Raw genomic sequence first — 20457 nt, 5'->3', positions numbered from 1 at the left:
CGTCACAGTCCGCCGGACGGTAGGACCGTAACATGCCCGGGGACCGGCCGGATGCGGTCGAGGTCGTGCTCCAGCAGCACCAGGCCGGCCCGGTCGGAGACCTCGCGGAAGCCGTTGAACCGGTAGGTCAGGTACATCACGCGGTTGCGCTCGTTCGGGACGAACTCCGCCCGTACCCGGACGCCGTGCGCCTTGGCCGAGCGCAGGATCTGGCCCACCAGCACCCCGCCGATGCCCCGGGTCAGCACCCGGCAGGACATGACCAGCAGTCTGATCAGCCACGCGCCGGCGGTGCGCTCGATCAGGGCCAGGCCGACGGTGCCACTGTCGCCGTAGCGGTCGGTCAGCTCGGCCACCAGGAGGAGGTGATCGGCCGAGTCCTTGAGAACATCGAGGGTTTCGTACGAGTAGTGCCGTCCCGTCGTGTTGAGCTGGCTCGTCCGGACCGTCAGCTCCTCGGCCCGGCGCAGATCCGGTCCGGTGGCCGGGCGGATCGTCACACGCGTGTCCAGCCCGGCCAGGAACTGCTCGCGGCCCCCGGGAAACTCCTCCTCGGCCCGGTTGCGCCGGATGTCGTCCTGATAGGTCCGTCGCCGCATCCTCGACTCGTCGGTGACGAACCGGGGGCGCAGCCGGGGCCGGTCGAGCAGCCCGCCGAGGTCGGCGGCGTCGACGGCCAGCACCTGGGGCAGCGTGTGCCGGACCTCGTCGCGTTCGTACTGCTGGTCGTCGACGAAGGCGAAGGTGGACAGAGCGAGGTTCAACCGCTCGGCGATCACGCGGATCGCCGACGATTTGTCGCCCCAGCCGATCCGCGGGTGCAGGAAGTAGCCGGCCAGCCCGAACTCGGTGACCTTCGACCAGGCCGGTTCGAAGTCGTTCTTGCTGGCGACGGACTGCAGGATGCCCCGGTGGTCGAGTTCCTCGACGATCCGCCGCACGCCGGGGGTGAGAACGACGTCGTCGCCCTCGATCAGGGTGCCGCGCCACAGCGTTCCGTCGAGGTCCCAGACGACGCACTTGATCGTCGTCATCGCAGGTAGGGCTTCTGCAGCGCGTACCCGGCAAGGGACAGCTGGTGGATCTCCTGGGTGCCTTCGACGATCGCGGCCACGGTGGCGTCGCGCAGGTAGCGGCCGACCGGGTGATCGGGGGTGCAGCCGTTGGCGCCGTGCAGGTGGACGGCGTCGGTCGCGACCCGCACGGCCGCGGTGGCGGCGAAGTACTTGGCCATGGACGTCTCCATGACCGCCCGCGGATCATGCTGCTCCCGCAGGACGGCGCTGCGATGGCACAGGGCCCGCGCCGCGGTGTGGGCGACCAGCATGTCGGCGAGGTGACGCCGGATGAGCTGATGGTCGACGAGGGCCCGGCCGCCCTGCCGGCGATGCTGTGCGTACGAGACGCAGGCGTCCAGGCAGCCCTGGAGGATCCCGGTGCTGCCCCAGGCCACCGAGAACCGCCCGTGGTCGAGGGCGGTGTTGGCCACGAAGGTGAGCCCAGAACCGGTCGGGCCGAGCTGGTCGGCCACGGCGACGGTGACGTCGTCGAACCTGAGCTCGGCGGCCATCGAGCCCCGGACACCGAGCAGGTCGCCGATCGGGTCGATCGACAGACCGTCGCTGCGTGCGTCCACCACCACCGCGATCGGCGCGTCGTCGCACCGGGCGAAGACCAGGAACAGGTCGGCGACCTGACCATAGGTGATCCACTTCTTGGTGCCGTTGAGGACGTACACGTCGCGACGCCGCACCGCCTCGGTCGCGATCTCGTCGGTGGCGCTGCCGCAGGCGGGCTCGCTGAGCGCGAACGCGATGAGCCGCTCGCCGGCGCCGAGGCCGGGCAGCCACCGCTCGTGCTGATCCTCGTCCCCGAACGTCAGCACTGCCTGGGCCGCCATGTTGTGCACGGTCATCAGGCTGCGAACCGACGAGCAGGCCCGGCCGATCTCCTCGGTGGCCAACCCGTAGCTGAGTGGGTCCATCCCGCCGCCGCCCCAACGCGGTGGCAGGGCGGCGCCGAGGTAGCCGTCGGTCCTCATCGCGGCGATGACGGCGGGTGGCGTGACCTGGTCGTGGTCGATCCGCTCGGCCAGCGGGGCGATCCGGTCGGCGGCGAACTGCCGGGCGCGGTCACGCCGTTCGATCTGCCGGTCAGTCAGCCGCATGGTTCTGCTTCCGGCGTACGAAGGCGGTCAGGGCGTTGATCGAGCAGAAGTTGTCGATGTCGAGGTCGTCCCGCTCGGCCCGCAGGGCGAACTCGATCTCGACGAACCGCACCAGCTGGATGGCGAACAGCGAGTTCACCACGCCCAGGGCGAACATGTCGTCGTCGTCGCGGATCTCATGCCCCACCGCGAGGGTGATGTAGTCCCTGATCCTGGCGTCCACGTCCATCGGCGGGTCGGTCTCCTCCGTACTCGAAGAAGCCCCGGCCCGACTTGCGGCCACGCCGACCGGCGTCGACCATCTGCCGCAGCAGCGGGCAGGGGCGGAACTTGTCGTCGGCGTACTCCTGGTGGAGCACGTCGAGCGTCAGCAGGACGGTGTCCAGGCCGATCAGGTCGGCGGTGGCGAGCGGGCCGGTCTTGTGGCCCAGGCACCGGACGAAGATCTCGTCGACCGCCTCGGGCCCGGCCACGCCGTCCTGGACGACCAGGATGGCCTCGTTGATGGCCAGCATGAGCACCCGGTTGGCCACGAAACCGGCCGCGTCGTTCACCACGACGGCCCGTTTGCCCATGCCGGCCAGGAACTCCTCGACGGCGCCGACCGTCTCGTCGCTCGTCTGCCGGCCTCGGACGACCTCGACCGTGGCGATCTTGAACACCGGGTTCATGAAGTGCACGCCGATCACGCGGTCGGGGCGCCGGGTCGTCGCGGCCAGGCGGTGGATCGGAATCGCCGACGTGTTGGCGGCCAGGACGCAGGCGGGCCGGCACACCCGGTCGAGTTCCGGGTACACGGCCTCCTTGACCGTGCGGCTCTCGGTGGCGTTCTCGACCACGAGGTCGGCGTCGGCGAGGCGCCCGAGGTCGGTCGTGAACTCGATGCGGGACAGGATGGCGGAGTGGCTGGAGCCACGGATCGCGCGATCGAACAGCGCCGCGAATCTGATCCCGTCCTCGATCCGGGTCCGCGCCTGGTCCAGGATGTCCGGGGCGAGGTCCACGACGACGGCGGTGTGCCCGGTCTGGGCCAGGCTCTGCGCGACGCCGGCGCCGACGGTTCCGGCGCCGACCACTCCGATCCGCCGGTGCCTCATGACTCGCCCAGCCCCAGGTCCCGCCGCACGATCCGCTCGATGACGGCCGTGCCGGCCAGGTCGAGCTCGGCCCGCCGGTCGGGTGTCCCCCGAGCGCCGATCGCCCGTTCCATCAGCGCCGGCAGCGCGGCCAGGTGCGGCGAGAGCTCGATGTCGACGAACTGCCGGAGCCGGGCGGCGTGCCGATACTGTTCGTCGCGGCGGTCCTTCCGATTGGGGATGCACACGATCTTGGCCGTCCCCTGCAGCGATTCCAGCAGTGAGTTGTATCCGCCGGACGAGACCACGACGTCGGCGGCGGCATGCAACCACGGCATGTGCTGGGACTCCCGGTGCAGGCGGGCGTTTCCGTTGCCGCCGGCGGCGTCGTTCCGGCCGTTCCAGGCGAGTTTCGACCGGGGGCCCTGGACGATGTCGAAGGCGATGTCGCGGCGCTTTCCGGCGAGGTCGACGCAGGCCTCAATCAGTGGTTCGCCCAGCTGCCCGCCGCCGGCCGAGGCCACCACCCAGACATCTCCGTCCGCCAATCCGCGTTCCGTTCTGGTCCGCTCGATCACATTTCGCGGCACCTCTTCGACGACATAACCCGTGTGGATGGTCTTCTGCCTGATCGCGGCGGACACGTTGTACTGGCGGGCGAAGTCGAAGACACGCGGATCGGCGGCGACCAGCAGCCGGTGGTAGTGCTTTTCCAGTGCCGCGCCGGCCGGTCCGCCGAGAATGAGCCGGCGAAGGTTCTCGGTCTCGTTGAGGACGCCCCGGGTCACGAAATACTTGAGGCACGGCGCACCCTCGACGATGTCGGCCAGCTCCTCTCCCAGCCCCAGCGGCAGGTGATCGACGAATATCGCATCGGGCGCGAACGCGTCCACGATCCCGGCCAGAATTGCTTTCCGGAAGCGCGCCGCTTCGTCGAACTCGAGGTTCAGGAATGGCTCGCGGCCCCAATAGCGAGACTTGTTCGCCAACAGGCTGTCCCAGCTCGGCAAATGGACGTATTCGCACTCGGCCGGGACGAACCAGCTCGCCGCGGCCCGGTGACCGGTGACGATGAGGCACGCCACCTGCTCCTGCAGTCTGCCGGCGATGCGTCCGAGCCGCCTCAGATGACCGATGCCGGTCCCTCCGTCGAAGACGAAGAAGATCGCCCTCTTCTGCCTCATACGTTGTGTCCGATCACTGGTGACGCGCACTCGATCGTGTGACACAACATAGACGGTGGGCTACCTCGATCACAATCACCGATCTCTATAAACCAAGATCGGCCCGAGTCGGTACGCCACCGGCGCCGGTGATCTGTCTACATTCCGTCCGCGTCCGGACGAGGGAAAGGCGGCTCCCTTTCGGACTTCCTCGTCTACACTACGTCCAGCACTTCGGCGGGCCCTTGGCATGCCGGTCAAGGTCGTTAAAAACGGTGCGGAGGAAGATATGCAGGAAACGCAGCAAAGGCGCAAATTCGTACTCGAGGTGGCGCAGGAGCACATCGGGACGGTTGACGACGTCCGCGCGGCCCTCGGTCGTCTCGTGGCCGACATCGGCGACGACCGTCTGAAGAACGCCCGGGGCATCCAGGTCCTCATTTTGGCCTGACTTCAGACCATTCATGGAACACGAGCATCTCATAGCGGACGAAAGCAGCGCGGACGATCTCCGCGACAACCTGAGGCTTGCTCTCGAAGCCTATCCGCTGTGGATGCAACGGTTGACCGGTCCAGATCTGAAAGAGTCATTTCTGGCGCATTGCTCCACATCGGTGCCGTTCTACCGACGGCATTTCCACGGCGCCGTGCGCGATCTGGACCGGTTCCCCGTCATCGACCGCACCGAGCACGACGAACGGCGCCCGGACTTCCTCAGCACCTCGTTCGACGACCCCCGACTCGAGGCGTTGAAGATCTCGACGAACGGGACCCACGGCGCCAGCCTCCGGGTCGCGTGGGACCTGCCGAGCTTCTTCGACCTCAACCACGCCAGCTATCTCCGGCTGTCCACGGTGCTGCCCACGTTGTTTCCCTCCGTCGTCGCCGGTGAGCCGACCGTCTTCGTGATCTCGGATTCGCCGCGTGACGTACGCGCCTCGATCGTGATGCCGAGCCTGTCCGGCACCGTGCTGCGCAAGCTCGTCTCCGGGCGCGACGGGGCCACCGACGCCGCCCTCGTCACCCACCTGCGCCGGTCGCGCGTCGCGCTCCTGCACGGCAAGCCGTCCGTGCTGGTGAACCTGGCCGGGCTGGACCAGTCCCACGGCGGTGCCGGCCGGATCGCACCGGCGAACATCGTGTGCAGCGGCGAGAACCTCTATCCGGACGACCGGGCCCGGATCGAGGCCTGGTTCGGCTGCCCGGTCCTGAACGCGTACGTCGCCAGCGAGACCGGGATGATCGGCCTGGAGTGCGAGCAACGCGCCGGCCTGCACGTGGTGACCGACCATCTGACCGTCGAGGTGGCGCCGGACGACGAGCCGCCGCGGGCCACCGGGACGGGTCAGGTGCTGGTCACCAACGCACTCAATTGGCGCCACGTCTTCGTCCGCTACCGCGTCGGCGACCGGGCCACCGTGACGTCGGACCGGTGCGACTGCGGTCACGAGGGGCAGACCGTGGTCGCGCTGCCCGGCCGGGAACGAGCGGCCTACCGCAGCGGGGCCGGCGCCGTCGCGGCCGACGACATCGGCACGGTCATCGCCGCGGTCGAGCCGCCGGTCCGGCAGTACCAGGTGACGCAGGCCGACGACCATCGCATCGCCATCCGCTGGGTGCCCGAGCCCGGCGGGGCGCCCGAACTGACCGCGGGCGCCCTGGCCACGGCGCTGCACCGGCGCTTCCCGGCCGCCACCTTCGATCTCTGTCCCGTCGGCGCCGCCGCCATCAACTCCCCCGGAGGGAAGCTGCGCCGGTTCCTGTGACCGGCGGTCAGCCGGTCAGCAGGACGACGTGGGCCCGGGCCGGATCGAGCCGGTCGGCGAACGCCCGCAGCCCGACCAGCCCCGCCGCACCGGCCGGCGACGTACGGATCATGGTCTCCCGGGACAGTTCGTCGCCCGCCCGGACCAGCTGTTCGTCCGTCGCCTCGCAGAAGTAGCCGCCGGAGCGGCCGACCGCGTCCATCGCCTCGCGGGCGTGCAGCGAGCGCCAGTTCACCAGCGGCTCGTTGACCTCCGTGTCGCGCAGCCGTGCGGCGTCCAGCTCGATCAGCCGACCGGCGGCCAGGCTGGCGGTGACCGCGGTGTTGCCGGCGCTGCCGACGACGCCGATGCGGACCGTCTGCCCGCGGCGTACGCACCGCGCGTGAATCCCGGCCGCGCAGGTGCCGTTGCCCACCGGCACCCAGATCGATCCCAGCGCCGCCGGGCACTGCTCGACGAGTTCGTCGACGATCGCGCCATACCCACGGATCGCGATCCGCCCGGCCCGCCCGACCGGGTTGGCGTCGAAGAGCCGGCTCGCCCGGGCGAAGTCCCGGCTCGCCTCGACCGCGGCCTCGTAACTGTCCCCGCCGGCGCGGACCCGCGCGCCGAGTCCGGTGATCTCGTCGGCCCGGGTGTGCCGGTAGCGTCCCGGCACGAACACCGTGCAGGACAACCCGCGCGCGAGGCTGGCCCGGGTGAGTGCCACACCGAGGTTGCCGCAGCTGCCGACCGTGACACCGGCCGCGCCGGACCGGATGGCCGCCAGCACCAGCCCGTCGGCGACCCGGTCCTTGTGTGTGCCGGTCGGGTTGCGCATCTCGCACTTGGCGTACACCCGGAAGAGCCGGAGGCGGCCTTCGAGGTGTCGCAGCCGCAGGAGGGCCGTGCCGGGCGCACCGCTCACGACCGGGCCCCGGCCAGCCCCTGGCCGAGGAAGGCGAGCAGGTCGGGGTGGCCGCCGTCGCCCCAGGACGGCGTGGTGTTGATGTCGATCAGATAGAACCCGCCGTCGTCGTCGCCGACCACGTCGAAGGCGCCGTAGTCGATCCGCGCGGTGCGGGCGACCCGGGCCGCGATCGCGGCGACCTGGCCGACGTCGGCCGGAACGCCGGCCCGGGAGGCGGCCTCGGCGGTCGGCAGAAACCAACTCTCGCGTTCGATTCCCACGGGCATCTTCTTGAAGACGGACGCGTCGAAGACGCGGGACACGACCAGCGACCGGCCGGCGAGATAGACGCGGTGGAAACGGTCGGCGGCGTTGGTGACGTACCGTTCGACCACCCAGTGCGGCGAGTTCCACACCTCGGGCGCGATCTGATCGCGCCGGGTCACCCGATATTCCGCGGCGGCCCGGTCCGGTGGCATCCGGCTCGGAGACTCGTAACCGAGCATGCTTCGCTGCCGGACCGTCAATTCATTTTCGCGTACGCCGTGATAGTTGCAGTTGGTCTTGACCACCAGCAGTTCACCGGGGTCGCCGTGAACCGGCGCCGACACCGGCGGCACGCCGGCCCGGGCGCAGATTTCCTGTACCGTACGCTTGGACATGTCGTGCATCTCCGCGTTCCACACCGTGATGCCGCGCGAACGCAATTCGACGACCAGCTCCCGGCGCCCCAGCGGAATCCGGGCCGAATAGGTCAGATTGACGTGAAAAAAGAAGTCCGCGCAGTTTTCCGGCAGGCGGGACAGCACATCGCGGGCACTTTCACCGATCTCCACGGTGATCCACCGCGCCTCGGAAAGGATCATCGGCAGCAAAAACCCGCTCCACGCGCGATGCCCGTAGATCGCCGAATGAATGCCGTTCCCCATGAGGCAGTATTAGCACATCGAAGGGACTGGTCAACGTCAATTGATTGCTTGTCCGCCCGAGCCCTTCCGTGGTATTAGTTGGCGTCTGCGGCAATCGAAGCCCACTGCCGGGAGATGTCGTGAGCCTCCGTCAAGATCGCAATTTCGACCTTGCCTACCACGCCGGCCTCGATCACATTCGAGAAGCTGTCATCAGTTCCCACTTCATGCATCGGCTGGCCAACAACTCCGACCTCGATCTCTATGGCGATCAGGAATTCGCGGCGCGGTCGATCGAGATCGACGCCGCCGACGTGGACGATCATCTGATTCCGGCGATGTTCGCGACCTCACGCGCCTTCGCGGCCGAGCGGGCCGGCGCCGCGATGGCCCGAGCCCGGGCCAACCACCGGAAGTACGGCCTGGCCGGCCCGCGGCTGATCGGGAGCACCCACGCGATCACCGAGGTGATGTTCGACCGGCAGTTCCGCGGCGACCCCATCGAGAGCTGTTCCCGCGAGGTCGTCTACGCGCGGGTCGCGGGGCTCGTCGAGGCCGGCGCTCCGATCGAGATGACCCTACCGGCGCTGCCGTTCAAGTTCTCGTCCCCGCTCAAGAACCGCGGCCGCCGGCCCGACCTGGCCGAGCTGAACTTCCTGCTCGGGCTGTACGAGATCGCCCTGACGATCGAACTGATCTATCGCGCGGCCCGGCCCGGCCTGCCCGGGCGCCTGGCCCGGTTCACGGTGGCGTCCGACGGGCACCGCTTCAACCGGTTCGTCAACGAGCCGGACGCCGTCATCGAGGCCTACCGTGCCCGGCTGACCGGCTGGATCCGACGGCTCCGGCTGGACGGCTACATCACCCTGGTCGACTACCGGGCTCTCCTGCGCGAGGCCATGCCACCGGCGCTCCAACGGCGGAAGGCGGCGATCGCCGGGCGGGCCCGCGCCACCTACGCGGCGGCGCTGTGGCCGGTGTTCGACCCCTACCGGTTCGCCGCCACGATGGTCGCCGCGGCCGGGGTCGAACCCGATCCGGAGTCGGCGAACCGGGAGGGCCGGTTCGTCTCGCTGCTCAGGTCGCTGGTCTACACGATCAGGTACGAAGCTCTGCGCACGCTCGAACGACTGCCGGCGGCCCGGTACCGTTCGCTCTATCGCGAGCTCACCGGGCACCTCTTCGAGCCGTACGCCGTGCTGTCCCCGGCCGAACTGGACGCGGGCCGGGCCGAGCTGGAGTCCGGGCCCGAGCGCGCGCCGACCGTCGGGACAAGGGAATACCTGAGGCAGGCGATGCTCCGGGAGGCGTGGGAATGCGCGATCAACTACCTCGCCGAGATCAAGAGTGACCGGGAACTGGCCGACGACCCGATCATGACCTGCCTGCCGCATCACTTCCGGTGGACCATCCACGCGAAGTCGGGACAACTGGCCGTGTCCACACCCATCGCCCTCGGAATCCGGGTGCAGGCGTGGGCCGGCACGGCCGTGTTCCGGTGGGCCCGCGGCCGCCGGATCAAGTTGTGCACCCTGCCGGTCCTGGCCCTGGAGGGCACCGGCGCGACGCCGGTGCGGCTCAGCGGGTTCGGCGGCCAGCCGTTCTTCTACATCGACCCGGACATCGCCTTCGCCGACATGGCCGAGTTCCTGTCGCTGGTGCGCACGTCGCTCGTCCGCAGGCGTACGGGCTGAGCATCGTGACGCCGACGGGTGCGCTGGCGGCCGTCCGGGCCCACCAGCACGAGCAGTTCGCGTCCATCCGGGACGGCGGCGGCGTCCGGAGTTCCACGCTCGACGAGTTCGAGGATCTTCTGCGTACGCCCGGAGCCCTGTCCCGCCCGTCGTTGATCGCCCGCTGCCGGATCACCGGCGGCGACAGCGATGTCCGCGTCGTCGTCGACAAGGCGATCTCCCGGGTGCGCCTGACCCGGGCGTTCCTGCCGTTCCTGCGCCGGACCGCGCATCGGATGAACCGCCCGGCCGACTTCTTCGTGCTGCTGAGCGACGGCCTCTATGTCGCGCCCGAGCATCGGCCCCGGCTCCTCGAGCTCCTCCGGACGGTCCCGCTGCTCCGATGCGACAGGCGGGACGACGACGAGGTCAGCTCGCGCGGCATCCTCATCCCCGACTTCAGCATCCTCGACCCGGCGTACGCGACCGAGCTCGCGTCGGCCACCCGCGCCGGCGACGCCGTTCCCTTCGACGACCGCCTCGACGTCGTCAAGTGGCGTGGAACGCTGTCCGGCCCGGGCTATCCCGACATCGGCAACCGCCTCGACTTCCCGAGGTACCGGCTTCTGATGTTGTCGCTGCGGCGACCGGACGTGCTCGATGCCCGCCTGATCACCTACGACAACATGACCGGCTCCGATGCCGCCGTCGCGCTGCAGCGGCATCTGCGGGAACTGTTCGGCGATCCCTGCGATCGGCTGCCGGTCGAAGCCTTCGCGCGTTACCGGCACCTGCTGTCGCTCGACGGCGCGGTGGCCGCCTGGAAGCGGGTGCCGACGATTCTGGCCACCGGATCGGTTCTGCTGCTGCAACATCGGTGGGAGCAGTTCTTCTACGCCGGCCTGCGGCCCTGGGTGCACTACATACCGATCCGGGACGACCTGTCGGACCTGGTCGACCGCCACGAGTGGCTCGTCGCCGACCGCGCGCGAGCCGAGACCATCGCCCGCAACGGCCGGCTCTTCGCCGCCGAGGTCCTCCAGCCCGCCGTCCTGGATACGTTCCTGCTCGAAGCCATCCGCGGTTGTACTACCCGCTGATCAGGCTGGCGCCGTCCGTCCGGAGCTCGGCCAGGCTGGAGCAGCCGAGGAGTTGCAGCGCGGTGCGGAGCTCCTCGGCGAGCAGGCCGACGGCGTCGACGACCCCCTGGAAGCCGCCCACGGCCAGCGCCCACAGCACGGGCCTTCCCAGCAGCACGCCCTCAGCACCGAGCGCGATCGCCTTGACGATGTCGGTGCCCCGCCGGAAACCGCCGTCCACCAGCACCGGGACGCGACCGGCGACGGCCGCGACGATGTCCGGAAGGGCGCCGATGGCCGACTCGGTGGTGTCCAGCTGGCGGCCGCCGTGGTTGGAGACGATGAGCCCGGCGACCTCCAGATCGAGCGCCGGGGGCACATCGAGCGGGTTCAGCACGCCTTTGAGCACGATCGGCAGGTCGGTGCGGTCGCGCAGCCAGGCGATGTCCGGCCAGGTCGCCGCCGGGTCGAGCTCGGCCCCGGCCACGGAGTGGATGGGGTTGTTGTGCACGGTCGTGCCGGTCCGGCCGAAGTTCGCCGCCGTGACGTCGTCCGGCAGCACGAAGCGGTTGCGGATGTTCTTCTCGCGGCGGCCGACGACCGGGCAGCCCACGGTGACCACGATGCCGGTGTATCCGGCCGCCTCGGCCCGGCGGACCAGGTCCGCGGTGAGCGCCCGGTCCTTGAAGACGTAGGTCTGGAACCAGAGCCGCCGGTTGCCGGACCGGTGCGCGACATCCTCCAGGGCGACGCTGGACATCGAGCTGACCACCATCGGTACGCCGGCGGCACCGGCCGCCCGCGCCGTCGCGACCTCGCCGTCGGCGTGGACCAGGCGTTGCAGGCCGGTCGGGCTGAAGCCGACCGGCAGCGGAGAGTCTTGCCCGAGCAGTCGCGCGCGCATGTCGATCCGGCCGACGTCGCGCAGGCACCATGGACGCAGGCGGATGCGATTCAGATCATGACGATTGGCGCGACAAGTGATTTCATCGCCCGCACCGCCATCGACGTAGTCAAATGTGGATCGGGTCAGCGCCGCTCGGGCCAGGGTCCGGTAATCGTCGATGTTCACGACCTGCGGCGCCATCTGATGATCCACCTTCGGCTCCCTGGTGACGGTATGCTGACGTCGGCCGAAGGGAGCGCGAATGATCTTTTCCGAGCCGCGCGTGTTGTCGGGCCCGGGCGTCGTTCTGGAACCACTGACGCCACAACATCGAGATCAGTTGCGCGAGGCCGCGGGCGACGATAATAGCATCTGGACATATTTCACCACGGTGCGCGGAGCGGATTTCGAGGATTGGTTCTCCTATTCCATCGAACGGTACTCCAGCGGTGATCTCTATCCATTCGCGGTGCGCCGCCGGGCCGACGACCGGATCATCGGGTCGACCCGGTTCGCCGAGATGGTTCCCGAGCACGGCCGGCTGTCGATCGGCTCCACCTGGTATGCGGCGGAGGCGCGGGGAACACTGGTCAACTCCGAGGTCAGGCTCCTGACCTTGACGTACGCCTTCGAGAGGCTGTCGGTCAACCGGGTCGAGATGATCACCGACCCGTTCAACCTGAGTTCACGGGCGGCGATGCGCATCCTCGGCGCGGTCGAGGAGGGCGTCATGCGCCGGCACATGATCTACGACGACGGCCGGGTCCGCGACTCCGTGCTCTTCAGCATCATCCGCGAGGAATGGGCCGGGGTACGCGACCGGCTCCGGGAAAAAATCGGGTGCTCCGACTCGGCGATAACCGTTGCTTAGCGACCGGCAGGAGGCATGGTGGACCCCCTCGACGATTTCCGGGACAAGATTTTCCCGGCCCAGTTCGGCGCGATGGAGGCCCTGTTCTCGGGCGATTCCGTTCCGTACCTGGAAATGTGGTCGGACGACGAACCGGTGAGCCTGTTCGGCGCCTGGGGATCATGCACGACGGGTTCCTCCGAACTGCACCGGGTCTACCGCTGGGTGGCGTCCCGGTTCTCCGGCTGCAGCGATCTCCGGATCGAGGTCGACGTCGTCGGAATCTCCGGCGACACGGCCTACACCGTGGGCCGGGAACGCTTCACCGCGTCGGTCGACGGCGGCCCGCCGACGGCGCTGGCCATCCGGGTCACCCACGTCTACCGCCGAGGCGACGACGGTTGGCGGATCGTGCACCGCCATGGTGACTGGGCCCCGGCCGACGAGATCCCGGCGGGTGAGCCTGGGTAAGACACCCCTGCCGGTCCCGCCGATTCACGCAAACAACAGCCGTGGCGCGCGGCTTTTCCTGGGCTTCTTTGCGTCGTCAGCGCAACTTCGGATCATGTGGTTGCGCCGCTGCCGGCCGCGTTCTTAGCGTTCATGCGACCAGCAGGAGAGGAGCACGCGTGACCGAGACGATCGCCGGCCCGGCCGACTACGACCTCAGGGACCGGTATCGGGCCGGCCACGCACCGGTGGTTCTGACCGGCGTCCAGGCCATCGCCCGGCTCCTCGTCGAGCAGCACGAACGGGAACGCGCCGCCGGCCGCCGGACCGCGACGTTCGTCTCCGGCTACCAGGGCAGCCCGCTGGCCGGACTGGACAAGACCATCGCCGGTACGCCCGAACTCGCCGCCGAGCACGACGTACGCCTCGTCCCGGGGCTCAACGAGGAACTAGGCGTCACCGCCGTCTGGGGCTCGCAGCAGGAACTCCCCGGCGAGACGCGCACCCACGACGGCGTCGTCGGCGTCTGGTACGGCAAGGCACCCGGCGTGGACCGCTCCGCCGACGCGCTGCGCCACGGCAACATGTACGGCGCCCACCCCACCGGCGGCGTCGTCGTGCTGGCCGGCGACGACCCCGGCTGCAAGTCGTCGACCCTGCCCAGTGCGACCGAGCGGACCCTGGCCTCGATGGAGATGCCGGTCCTGTACCCGCGCAACGCCGAAGAGGTCATCACCTTCGGGCTGCACGCGATCGCGCTGTCGCGTACCTCGGGATGCTTTGTCGCTCTCAAGATCGTGGCTGACGTCGCCGACGGGGTGTGGACCGTCGACCGGGACTTCGGCCACCTCGACCTGCGGGTGCCGGCCATCGAGTGGGACGGGCGGCCCTGGACGTACCGCCAGCTCCTGATGAAGGACCCCCGCGACGGGCTGGTGGCCGAGACGCAGCTGCTCGGACCGCGCTGGGCCATGGTCCGGGCCTTCCTCCACCTCAACAGCCTGGACGCGGTCGAGGTCGACCCGCCCGCCGCCACCGTCGGGCTGGTCGCCGCCGGCACCGCCTACGACGCCCTGCGCCAGGCGCTGACCGAGCTCGGGCTCAGCGACGCCGACCTGCACGCGGCCGGCCTCCGCATCCTGCGCCTGGGCAGCATCTACCCGGTCGACGAGGAGCGGATCCGCGACTTCGCCCGGGGCCTCGAGCAGGTCGTCGTGGTCGAGGACAAGGTCGCCTTCGTCGAGACACAGATCCGCGAGGCGCTGTACGGGCTGCCGGCCGCGCCCCGCGTGCTGGGCAAGCGCGACGAACAGGGACGCCCGCTGGTGCCGGCCGACGGCGAGCTGGTCACCGCCCGGCTCGTACCGATTCTGCGCCGCGTCCTGGCCGGACACGCCGAGCTGCGGCCGGAGCGGCCGGCCACCCGCGTCCAGCTGCCGGTCCTGCCGCTGGCCCGGACCGCCTACTTCTGCAGCGGCTGCCCGCACAACCGCTCCACCGTGGTGCCCGACGGATCGCTGGCCTCGGGCGGCATCGGCTGCCACACCATGGTGACGATGGCCGCGCGCCCGAGCAGCGAGGTGACCGGCCTGACCCAGATGGGCGGCGAGGGAGCGCTCTGGATCGGGCAGAGCACGTACACCGACGTGAACCACGTCTTCCAGAACGTCGGCGACGGCACCTTCTACCACTCCGGGCAGCTCGCCCTGCAGGCGTGCGTCGCCGCCGGCGTCAACATCACCTACAAGATCCTCTACAACAGCGGCGCCGCGATGACCGGGGCGCAGGAGGCCCAGGGCGCGCTCGGGGTGCCGGCGCTGACCCACAAGCTGCGGGCCGACGGGGTGGCCCGGGTCATCGTCTGCGCCGACGAGGTCGAGAACTACCGCGGTCGGAAGCTGGCGCCGGGCGTGGTGCTGTGGCACCGCGACCGGCTCGACGAGGCCCAGCGCATCCTGCGCGAGGTTCCGGGAGTCACCGCGCTGATCTACGACTCGCGGTGCGCGGCCGACGCGCGGCGGCTGCGCAAGCGTGGCCGGCTGCCCGAACGGCCGCGCCGCGTCGTCATCAACGAGATGGTCTGCGAGGGCTGCGGCGACTGCGGAGTGCAGAGCAACTGCCTGTCGGTGCAGCCGGTCGACACCGAGTACGGGCGCAAGACCCGCATCGACCAGAACTCGTGCAACACCGACTACAGCTGCCTGAACGGCGACTGCCCGTCGTTCATGACGCTCACCGCCGGCCCGGCGCCGCGGCCTACCGGGCGCAAGCGGGGCACCCCGCCGGCCGTACCCGACGTCGCGCCGGCCGACCTCGACGGAACGTCCTGGAACGTCTTCCTGGCCGGCATCGGTGGCACCGGCATCGTGACCGTGAACCAGATCCTGGCCACCGCGGCGATGCGCGCCGGCCTCGTCGCCAAGGGGCTGGACCAGACCGGGCTGAGCCAGAAGGCCGGCCCGGTCACCTCCCACCTGCGGCTGGCCGCGGCCGGCCTGGAGCCGTCGAACCGCGTCACGCCCGGTGCGACCGACTGCGTCCTCGCCTTCGACCTGCTGGTCGCCGCGGACGGACGCTACCTCGGCTACGGGGACCGCACGCGTACCGTGACGGTCGCCTCGACCAGCGCCACGCCGACCGGTGACATGGTCTACGACCCGGCGATCCGCTACCCGGACGAGGCCGACCTGCTCGGCCGCCTCGAGACCGCCTCCCGCCGGGTCATCGCCTTCGACGCCCTCGACGCGGCCGAGGCGCTGCTGGGCGGCACCGCGGCCGCCAACTTCCTGCTGATCGGGGCCGCGTACCAAGCCTCCGCCCTGCCCATCCCGGCCGCCGCCATCGAAGACGCGATCCGCACCAACGGCGTCGCGGTCGACGCGAACATCGCCGCGTTCCGCTGGGGCCGGGCCGCGGTGGCCGCGCCCGACGCCTTCCAGCGGGCGATCGCCGAGGCCAAGCCACCGGCCGACGCCGCACCGGCCCCGTCCGCCGCCGCGTTGCTGGCCGGCAGCCCGCTCACCGGCGACATCCGCGACCGGGCCGAGCGCCGCGCCGCCCAGCTGGTGCGATATCAGGGCCCCGGGACGGCCCGCCGTTACCTGCGGACACTCCACACGGTCTGGGCGGCCGAACGGCGTCTCGGCCGACGGACCGAGTTCAGCGCGGCGGTCGCGGACGGGCTGCACCGCTTCATCGCCTACAAGGACGAGTACGAGGTCGCCCGCCTGCTGACCGACCCGGCGCTGGTCGCCCGGGCCCGGGCCGAGGTGCCCGGCGGCGAGAACCTGACCTACCATCTGCACCCGCCGATCCTGCGGGCGCTCGGCCTCCGCCGGAAGATCCGGCTGACACCGAAGTCGCACGTCGTGCTCAGGGCGCTCGCGATCGGCCGCAAGCTGCGCGGGACCCCGCTCGACCCGTTCGGGTACGCCCAGGTACGACGGGTGGAGCGGGCCCTGCGCGACCACTACGAGGCCATGGTGGTGGACCTCGCCGCGCAGCTGTCGGCCGGCACCTACGACACCGCGGTCACGGCCGCGGCCGCGGCCGACATCGTCCGGGGGTACGAGCACATCAAGCTGGGCAACGTCCGGCGCTACCGCGAGAAGCTGGCCTCCCTGGCCCTGCCCGCCTCCACACCCGCCCTACCGCCGGTCGTCGACACGATCCTCAGCTGATTTCGGCGGCCCGGCCGGCCTGGCCTTCTGGGGATAGAACGTCTCGTGCCGGGCCAGCATCGCGACGAACTCGACGATCTTCCGCTCCCGGGTCTCGGCCCGTTTGACCGCGTTGACCCGATAGATCAGCGCGAAGCGGTTGGACTTGGTGAGCACGTCGAACATGGCCTGGGCGGCCGGTTCGGCGGCGATCGCGGCGACCAGGTCGGCCGGCACCTCGGCTTCGGAGGGAGGAGCGTAGGCCGCCGCCCACCGCCCGTCCGCCTTCGCGGCCTCGACCACGGCGCGGCCCGCCGCCTGCATCCGTTCCGCCGCCTCGAGCCGGGCGACGTTGGCGACGTTGCGCTGCGACCAGGAACTGCGGGCGGTACGCGGCGTGAACCGGATCCACGAGACGTCCTGATCGCCTTTGCGGGCCTGCCCGTCGATCCAGCCGAAGCACAGCGCCTCGTCGACCGCCTGCTGCCAGGTCAGCGTCGTGACCGTGCCGCCCTTGCGCCCCAGAGCCAGCCAGACCCCCACCGATCGGGCATGGTTGCCCAGCAGCCACGCACGCAGCTCCCCGGCGTCGGCGACGATCAACTCTTCCAGTTCGGCTCCCACACCAGCAGGCTAGTGGTCCCGCGCTCCGCCATCGCGGCCGCGGGCGAGCCCAGCCGCAGGACCGTGTCACGATTTCCGGCGCGGTCCGCGCGCGGTCGAATCATTTGAGAACCGGCCGGCAATGATTCGAAATGCCGCGCCGGGCCAGAGAATCGGTGCATCAAAAAGGAAGCACGTGACAATGCGGATGCCAACAGTCCGGAACTTTACCCATGCGTTGTGTGCCGTCGAATGGCTCGGGAAGCTCGCCCAATGCACAATACCGATGCGGCCGCGGACCTCGAACTGGTGATCGTCGGCGACGGCGGCCCGGCGGACCAGCAATGGATGGACGCGTTCATCATGTCCGCACAGTCCGGGGCGGGCGACTGGCCCCACGGCCATCCCGACATCCCTCGTACGACAGTGACCCGTGACCAGGTCTGGCTGGCGATCGCCGAGAACGTCCAGATCGACGGCGGGCCGTGGTCCGTGGCCGAACTGGGGTACCCGCCGATCACCGGCCCGAGCAGTCCCATGCTGGCCGCGCGGCCCCGCCCGCCGCACGACGACCCGAACCGCGGGTCGGTGAGCCACAACCTGCTGCACAGCATCCTCGGAAACTTCCACTGAGCGTCATGCGACGACCGGCCACGGGCGAGACGGCACCGGCCAGGCTGGCCTGGTCCGCCGCCGGCGTCGCACTCGTCCTGGTGGCCGGCACCGCCGTGACGGCGCTGGCCGGGATCCGCGACGGCCCGCCGGTTGAGGCGCGTGACTGGTTGCTCGCCCTCGTCTGTGCGCCGCTGGGCGCCCGGGTCGCCACCCACGCCGCCCGCAACGCCTGCGGGTGGCTGGTGCTGGCGGTGGGCGTACTGGGCGCGGCGACTGTGGCCACGTCGGTCGACGGCGGGCCGCTGCTGGGCTGGCTGCGCGAGTGGCTCTGGTGGCCCGGCAACGGGCTGCTGATCCTGGTCGCCCTGCTCTTCCCGGACGGGCACCCGGCCGGCCGGGTGGTGCGCTGGGCCGTCGCCGGCACCGCGGCCGCCACCGGGGCCGGCACGATCGCGGTCGCGGCGCTGGCCGTACGGGCCCCGCACGGCTATCTCGCCACCGGCGAGCCGGTCCGCCCGTCCTGGGACACCACGACGATCCTGGTGGCGACCGGCGTGCTGCTGGTCGCCGCCCTGCTCGCGGTGGCCGCCCTGGTGGCACGGGCCGTCCGGGCCACACCCGCCGCCCGGGGCGTCCTGATCGGCGGAGCCGTGAACACGGTTCTGCTGCTGACCGCGTACGTCCTGGACACGATCGAGGGCGTACCCCTGGTCTGGCTGGCCGGCGCCTTGGCGATCCCGCTGGCCACGGCGATCGGCGTGGTCCGCTACGGCCTCTACGACATCGATCTGCTCGTGCACCGCACGCTGGTGTTCGGGTTGTCGACGCTGGGCCTGATCACCTTGTACGCCACCACTGTCGCGGTCGTCGCCGGGCACGTGCCGGTCAGCGTCGGGCCGGTCGCCGCCGCGGTCACGGTCGTGGCACTGGTGCCGATGCGGCAGTGGATCGACTCGGCGCTGCGCCGGGTGCTCTACGGCCTCGGCGCCGACCCGTACGCGCTGACCACCCTGCTCGGCAGCCGGGTCGGCCACGCCCGTACCGCCGAGGAGGTCCTGACCGCGGCCGCGGGCGTCATCGGCGCCGGCCTGAAGTCGCCGTACGTCGCCGTGCACCTGGGCGACCGGCAGCCCGCCGAAGCCGTACACGGCCGGCAACGCGACTGGCCGGTGACCTCGTTGTCCCTGCTTCACCAGGGCCGCCCGGTGGGTCGCCTGCTGGTCCAGCAGCGGGCCCCGGACGAGCCGTGGTCGCGGCGCGAACGGGCGCTCATGCGGCACCTGGTCGCCCAGCTCGCCCCGTCCGCCGCATCGGTCAACCTCACGCGCGACCTGCAGTCGGCCCGGGAACGGCTGGTGCGGGCCCGGGAGGAGGAGCTGCGCCGGCTTCAGCGCGACCTGCACGACGGGGTCGGCCCGCTGCTGTCCGGGAGCCGGATGCTGGCCTGGGGCGCGCACACCGGCGACGAACGGACCTCCCAGGTGCTGAGCCAGATCGACGGCCACCTGGCCGACGCGGCCGCCGAGGTGCGACGAATCGTCGACGGGCTGCGGCCGCCCGCGCTCGACCACGGTCTGGCGCCGGCGCTGACCCGGGTCGTGGACCGGCACCGGACGAGCGGGCTTCCGGTCCGCCTGTCGGTCGAGGGCGAGCTGGCCGACCTGCCGGCGGCGGTGGAGGTGGCGGCGTACCGCGTACTCGACGAGGCACTGACCAATGTGGCCAGACACGCCGCCGCCGGCACCACGGACGTACGCGTGCACCGCGCCGGCGACGACCTGTGCCTCAGCGTGAGCGACGACGGCGCCGGCGGGGTCCGCGACCGCCCCGGCGGAATCGGCCTGGACTCGATGCGCCAGCGTTGCGAGGAACTCGGCGGCAGCTTCACCGTCACCGAGCTCGATCCGGGCACCCGGCTGGCCGCGACGATCCCGGTGGTGTGATCACCGCGCCGCCGGATGCCCGATGGTCAGCCCCTTCTCCCGGGCCAGCAGCACGGCCTGGACGCGGTCGGCCGCGCCGAGCACGGCCAGGATGCGGGTGAACCGGTTGCGCACCGTCTTTTCGGCCAGGCCGAGCTTGCGGGCGATCTGCGCGTTGGTCTGCCCGTCGGCGACCAGGGCGAGCAGGCGTACGTCGCGCGGAAGCAACCGGTTCAGCGGCGCGGGCAACGCTTCCGGCGGGTCGGCGGTCACCTGTGGACCCAGCACCACGCCGTGGTCGGCGACGGCCCGCAGGGCGTTGACCACCGCCGGCGGCGCGGTGTCCTTGAGTACGTAGCCCGAGGCGCCGGCGGCCAGGCAGTCCCGCACCAGGTGGTCGTCGCGGGTCATGGTCAGGACCAGGATCGCGCAGTCCGGTGCGGCCTGGCGGATCCGCCGGATCAGGTCGAGGCCGGTGCCGTCGGGCAGCCCGAGATCGACGACGGCCAGGTCGGGGCGCTCCAGAACGGCGGCGTGCTCACCCTCGCGTACGGTCGCGGCCTCGGCCACCCGGCCCACCCAGGACTCCCGCTCGAGCATCGAGGCCAGTCCCTGGCGGACCAAGGGATGATCGTCGACCAGCAGCACCGTCAGGCCCGGCCGGGCTGATTCCATCGCCTCAGGGTAGGCCGGGCGAGATGCCCGCGGAAGCCGGGACGGCGTCCCGGCCGCCGGGACGGCGGGGCGCGCA

20 protein-coding genes are annotated in these 20457 nt (G+C 70.7%); 8 read left to right on the top strand and 12 right to left on the bottom strand.

What is annotated here, in order from left to right; genetic code table 11:
* Positions 1-2 precede the first annotated feature (2 nt).
* The 6 genes from ACGFIO_RS40270 to ACGFIO_RS40245 form a co-directional block, all read right to left on the bottom strand.
* On the bottom strand, positions 3-1034 hold the full coding sequence (locus ACGFIO_RS40270; RefSeq protein ID WP_392835531.1) for an HAD-IIIC family phosphatase: 1032 nt from the start codon (positions 1032-1034) through the stop codon (positions 3-5).
* Complete coding sequence (locus ACGFIO_RS40265; protein ID WP_392835528.1) at positions 1031-2167, bottom strand: acyl-CoA dehydrogenase family protein; 1137 nt, start codon at positions 2165-2167, stop codon at positions 1031-1033. The genes ACGFIO_RS40270 and ACGFIO_RS40265 overlap by 4 nt, the downstream gene beginning before the upstream one ends.
* On the bottom strand, positions 2154-2354 hold the full coding sequence (locus ACGFIO_RS40260) for a hypothetical protein (RefSeq protein WP_392835525.1): 201 nt from the start codon (positions 2352-2354) through the stop codon (positions 2154-2156). The genes ACGFIO_RS40265 and ACGFIO_RS40260 overlap by 14 nt, the downstream gene beginning before the upstream one ends.
* Positions 2344-3264 carry a 3-hydroxyacyl-CoA dehydrogenase family protein gene (locus ACGFIO_RS40255; RefSeq protein WP_392835522.1) on the bottom strand — a complete coding sequence of 307 codons (921 nt, stop codon included), beginning with the start codon at positions 3262-3264 and terminating at the stop codon, positions 2344-2346. Before ACGFIO_RS40255 ends, ACGFIO_RS40260 begins: the two co-directional genes overlap by 11 nt.
* Positions 3261-4427 (bottom strand): glycosyltransferase, encoded by a 1167-nt coding sequence (locus ACGFIO_RS40250; protein WP_392835520.1) that lies wholly within the window; start codon positions 4425-4427, stop codon positions 3261-3263. The genes ACGFIO_RS40255 and ACGFIO_RS40250 overlap by 4 nt, the downstream gene beginning before the upstream one ends.
* Before the next feature lie 199 nt (positions 4428-4626).
* Positions 4627-4872 carry a hypothetical protein gene (locus tag ACGFIO_RS40245; protein WP_392835517.1) on the bottom strand — a complete coding sequence of 82 codons (246 nt, stop codon included), beginning with the start codon at positions 4870-4872 and terminating at the stop codon, positions 4627-4629.
* A gap of 181 nt (positions 4873-5053) precedes the next feature.
* Between ACGFIO_RS40245 and ACGFIO_RS40240 the strand changes: the two genes are divergently transcribed.
* Complete coding sequence (locus ACGFIO_RS40240) at positions 5054-6172, top strand: hypothetical protein (RefSeq protein WP_392835516.1); 1119 nt, start codon at positions 5054-5056, stop codon at positions 6170-6172.
* Between the two features lie 7 nt (positions 6173-6179).
* Here the strand turns inward: ACGFIO_RS40240 and ACGFIO_RS40235 are convergent, their stop codons facing one another.
* The 3 genes from ACGFIO_RS40235 to ACGFIO_RS40225 all read right to left on the bottom strand — a co-directional run bounded on the left by ACGFIO_RS40235 (position 6180) and on the right by ACGFIO_RS40225 (position 8295).
* Positions 6180-7079: a pyridoxal-phosphate dependent enzyme gene (locus ACGFIO_RS40235; RefSeq protein ID WP_392835513.1), complete on the bottom strand. Its 900-nt coding sequence runs from the start codon at positions 7077-7079 to the stop codon at positions 6180-6182.
* Positions 7076-7990 (bottom strand): hypothetical protein, encoded by a 915-nt coding sequence (locus ACGFIO_RS40230; protein ID WP_392835510.1) that lies wholly within the window; start codon positions 7988-7990, stop codon positions 7076-7078. The genes ACGFIO_RS40235 and ACGFIO_RS40230 overlap by 4 nt, the downstream gene beginning before the upstream one ends.
* 74 nt (positions 7991-8064) lie before the next feature.
* Positions 8065-8295 (bottom strand): hypothetical protein, encoded by a 231-nt coding sequence (locus tag ACGFIO_RS40225; RefSeq protein WP_392835509.1) that lies wholly within the window; start codon positions 8293-8295, stop codon positions 8065-8067.
* On the opposite strand from ACGFIO_RS40225, the gene ACGFIO_RS40220 reads away from it, so the two are divergent.
* Both ACGFIO_RS40220 and ACGFIO_RS40215 read left to right on the top strand, forming a co-directional pair.
* Positions 8284-9663, top strand: a complete 1380-nt coding sequence (locus ACGFIO_RS40220) for an L-tyrosine/L-tryptophan isonitrile synthase family protein (protein WP_392835506.1) — start codon at positions 8284-8286, stop codon at positions 9661-9663. The genes ACGFIO_RS40225 and ACGFIO_RS40220 overlap by 12 nt on opposite strands.
* 5 nt (positions 9664-9668) lie before the next feature.
* Positions 9669-10742: a glycosyl transferase family 90 gene (locus tag ACGFIO_RS40215; protein ID WP_392835505.1), complete on the top strand. Its 1074-nt coding sequence runs from the start codon at positions 9669-9671 to the stop codon at positions 10740-10742.
* Here the strand turns inward: ACGFIO_RS40215 and ACGFIO_RS40210 are convergent.
* Positions 10732-11820 (bottom strand): alpha-hydroxy acid oxidase, encoded by a 1089-nt coding sequence (locus ACGFIO_RS40210; RefSeq protein WP_392835502.1) that lies wholly within the window; start codon positions 11818-11820, stop codon positions 10732-10734. The genes ACGFIO_RS40215 and ACGFIO_RS40210 overlap by 11 nt on opposite strands.
* 49 nt (positions 11821-11869) lie before the next feature.
* On the opposite strand from ACGFIO_RS40210, the gene ACGFIO_RS40205 reads away from it, so the two are divergent.
* The 3 genes from ACGFIO_RS40205 (at position 11870) to ACGFIO_RS40195 (ending at position 16587) form a co-directional block, all read left to right on the top strand.
* Positions 11870-12478, top strand: coding sequence for a GNAT family N-acetyltransferase (locus tag ACGFIO_RS40205; RefSeq protein ID WP_392835500.1), 609 nt, complete (start codon positions 11870-11872; stop codon positions 12476-12478).
* Positions 12479-12493: 15 nt separating this feature from the next.
* The gene (locus tag ACGFIO_RS40200) at positions 12494-12928 is read left to right on the top strand and encodes a YybH family protein (RefSeq protein ID WP_392835498.1); all 435 of its coding nucleotides are present in this window, start codon (positions 12494-12496) and stop codon (positions 12926-12928) included.
* Positions 12929-13086: 158 nt separating this feature from the next.
* Complete coding sequence (locus ACGFIO_RS40195; protein WP_392835496.1) at positions 13087-16587, top strand: indolepyruvate ferredoxin oxidoreductase family protein; 3501 nt, start codon at positions 13087-13089, stop codon at positions 16585-16587.
* On the opposite strand, the gene ACGFIO_RS40190 is transcribed toward ACGFIO_RS40195, so the two are convergent.
* Positions 16555-17190: a YdeI family protein gene (locus ACGFIO_RS40190; RefSeq protein ID WP_392835493.1), complete on the bottom strand. Its 636-nt coding sequence runs from the start codon at positions 17188-17190 to the stop codon at positions 16555-16557. The two genes, ACGFIO_RS40195 and ACGFIO_RS40190, sit on opposite strands and share 33 nt — an antisense overlap.
* A 252-nt stretch (positions 17191-17442) precedes the next feature.
* Between ACGFIO_RS40190 and ACGFIO_RS40185 the strand changes: the two genes are divergently transcribed.
* Together ACGFIO_RS40185 and ACGFIO_RS40180 are read left to right on the top strand one after the other, a co-directional pair.
* The gene (locus ACGFIO_RS40185; protein WP_392835491.1) at positions 17443-17802 is read left to right on the top strand and encodes a hypothetical protein; all 360 of its coding nucleotides are present in this window, start codon (positions 17443-17445) and stop codon (positions 17800-17802) included.
* A 5-nt stretch (positions 17803-17807) separates the two neighbouring features.
* Positions 17808-19727 (top strand): sensor histidine kinase, encoded by a 1920-nt coding sequence (locus ACGFIO_RS40180; protein WP_392835490.1) that lies wholly within the window; start codon positions 17808-17810, stop codon positions 19725-19727.
* Here the strand turns inward: ACGFIO_RS40180 and ACGFIO_RS40175 are convergent, their stop codons facing one another.
* Positions 19728-20381, bottom strand: a complete 654-nt coding sequence (locus ACGFIO_RS40175; protein WP_392835488.1) for a response regulator — start codon at positions 20379-20381, stop codon at positions 19728-19730.
* Between the last annotated feature and the right edge of the window lie 76 nt (positions 20382-20457).

The organism is Actinoplanes sp. NPDC049265 (assembly GCF_043197135.1).
GTDB lineage: Bacteria > Actinomycetota > Actinomycetes > Mycobacteriales > Micromonosporaceae > Actinoplanes.
Note: the sequence above shows the minus strand (reverse complement) of the source record. Positions and strands in the feature narration are given on the sequence as shown.

What these genes read in the sequence shown, in the direction of transcription:
- ACGFIO_RS40175 (WP_392835488.1), bottom strand. Translation starts at nt 20,381, where the DNA reads ATGGAATCAGCCCGGCCGGGCCTGACGGTGCTGCTGGTCGACGATCAT.
- ACGFIO_RS40225 (WP_392835509.1), bottom strand. Translation starts at nt 8,295, where the DNA reads ATGATCGTCCACGTCGGCGGCGTCGATCTCGATCGACCGCGCCGCGAA.
- ACGFIO_RS40180 (WP_392835490.1), top strand. Translation starts at nt 17,808, where the DNA reads ATGCGACGACCGGCCACGGGCGAGACGGCACCGGCCAGGCTGGCCTGG.
- ACGFIO_RS40265 (WP_392835528.1), bottom strand. Translation starts at nt 2,167, where the DNA reads ATGCGGCTGACTGACCGGCAGATCGAACGGCGTGACCGCGCCCGGCAG.
- ACGFIO_RS40245 (WP_392835517.1), bottom strand. Translation starts at nt 4,872, where the DNA reads ATGAATGGTCTGAAGTCAGGCCAAAATGAGGACCTGGATGCCCCGGGC.
- ACGFIO_RS40270 (WP_392835531.1), bottom strand. Translation starts at nt 1,034, where the DNA reads ATGACGACGATCAAGTGCGTCGTCTGGGACCTCGACGGAACGCTGTGG.
- ACGFIO_RS40205 (WP_392835500.1), top strand. Translation starts at nt 11,870, where the DNA reads ATGATCTTTTCCGAGCCGCGCGTGTTGTCGGGCCCGGGCGTCGTTCTG.
- ACGFIO_RS40230 (WP_392835510.1), bottom strand. Translation starts at nt 7,990, where the DNA reads ATGGGGAACGGCATTCATTCGGCGATCTACGGGCATCGCGCGTGGAGC.
- ACGFIO_RS40200 (WP_392835498.1), top strand. Translation starts at nt 12,494, where the DNA reads ATGGTGGACCCCCTCGACGATTTCCGGGACAAGATTTTCCCGGCCCAG.
- ACGFIO_RS40250 (WP_392835520.1), bottom strand. Translation starts at nt 4,427, where the DNA reads ATGAGGCAGAAGAGGGCGATCTTCTTCGTCTTCGACGGAGGGACCGGC.
- ACGFIO_RS40185 (WP_392835491.1), top strand. Translation starts at nt 17,443, where the DNA reads ATGCACAATACCGATGCGGCCGCGGACCTCGAACTGGTGATCGTCGGC.
- ACGFIO_RS40255 (WP_392835522.1), bottom strand. Translation starts at nt 3,264, where the DNA reads ATGAGGCACCGGCGGATCGGAGTGGTCGGCGCCGGAACCGTCGGCGCC.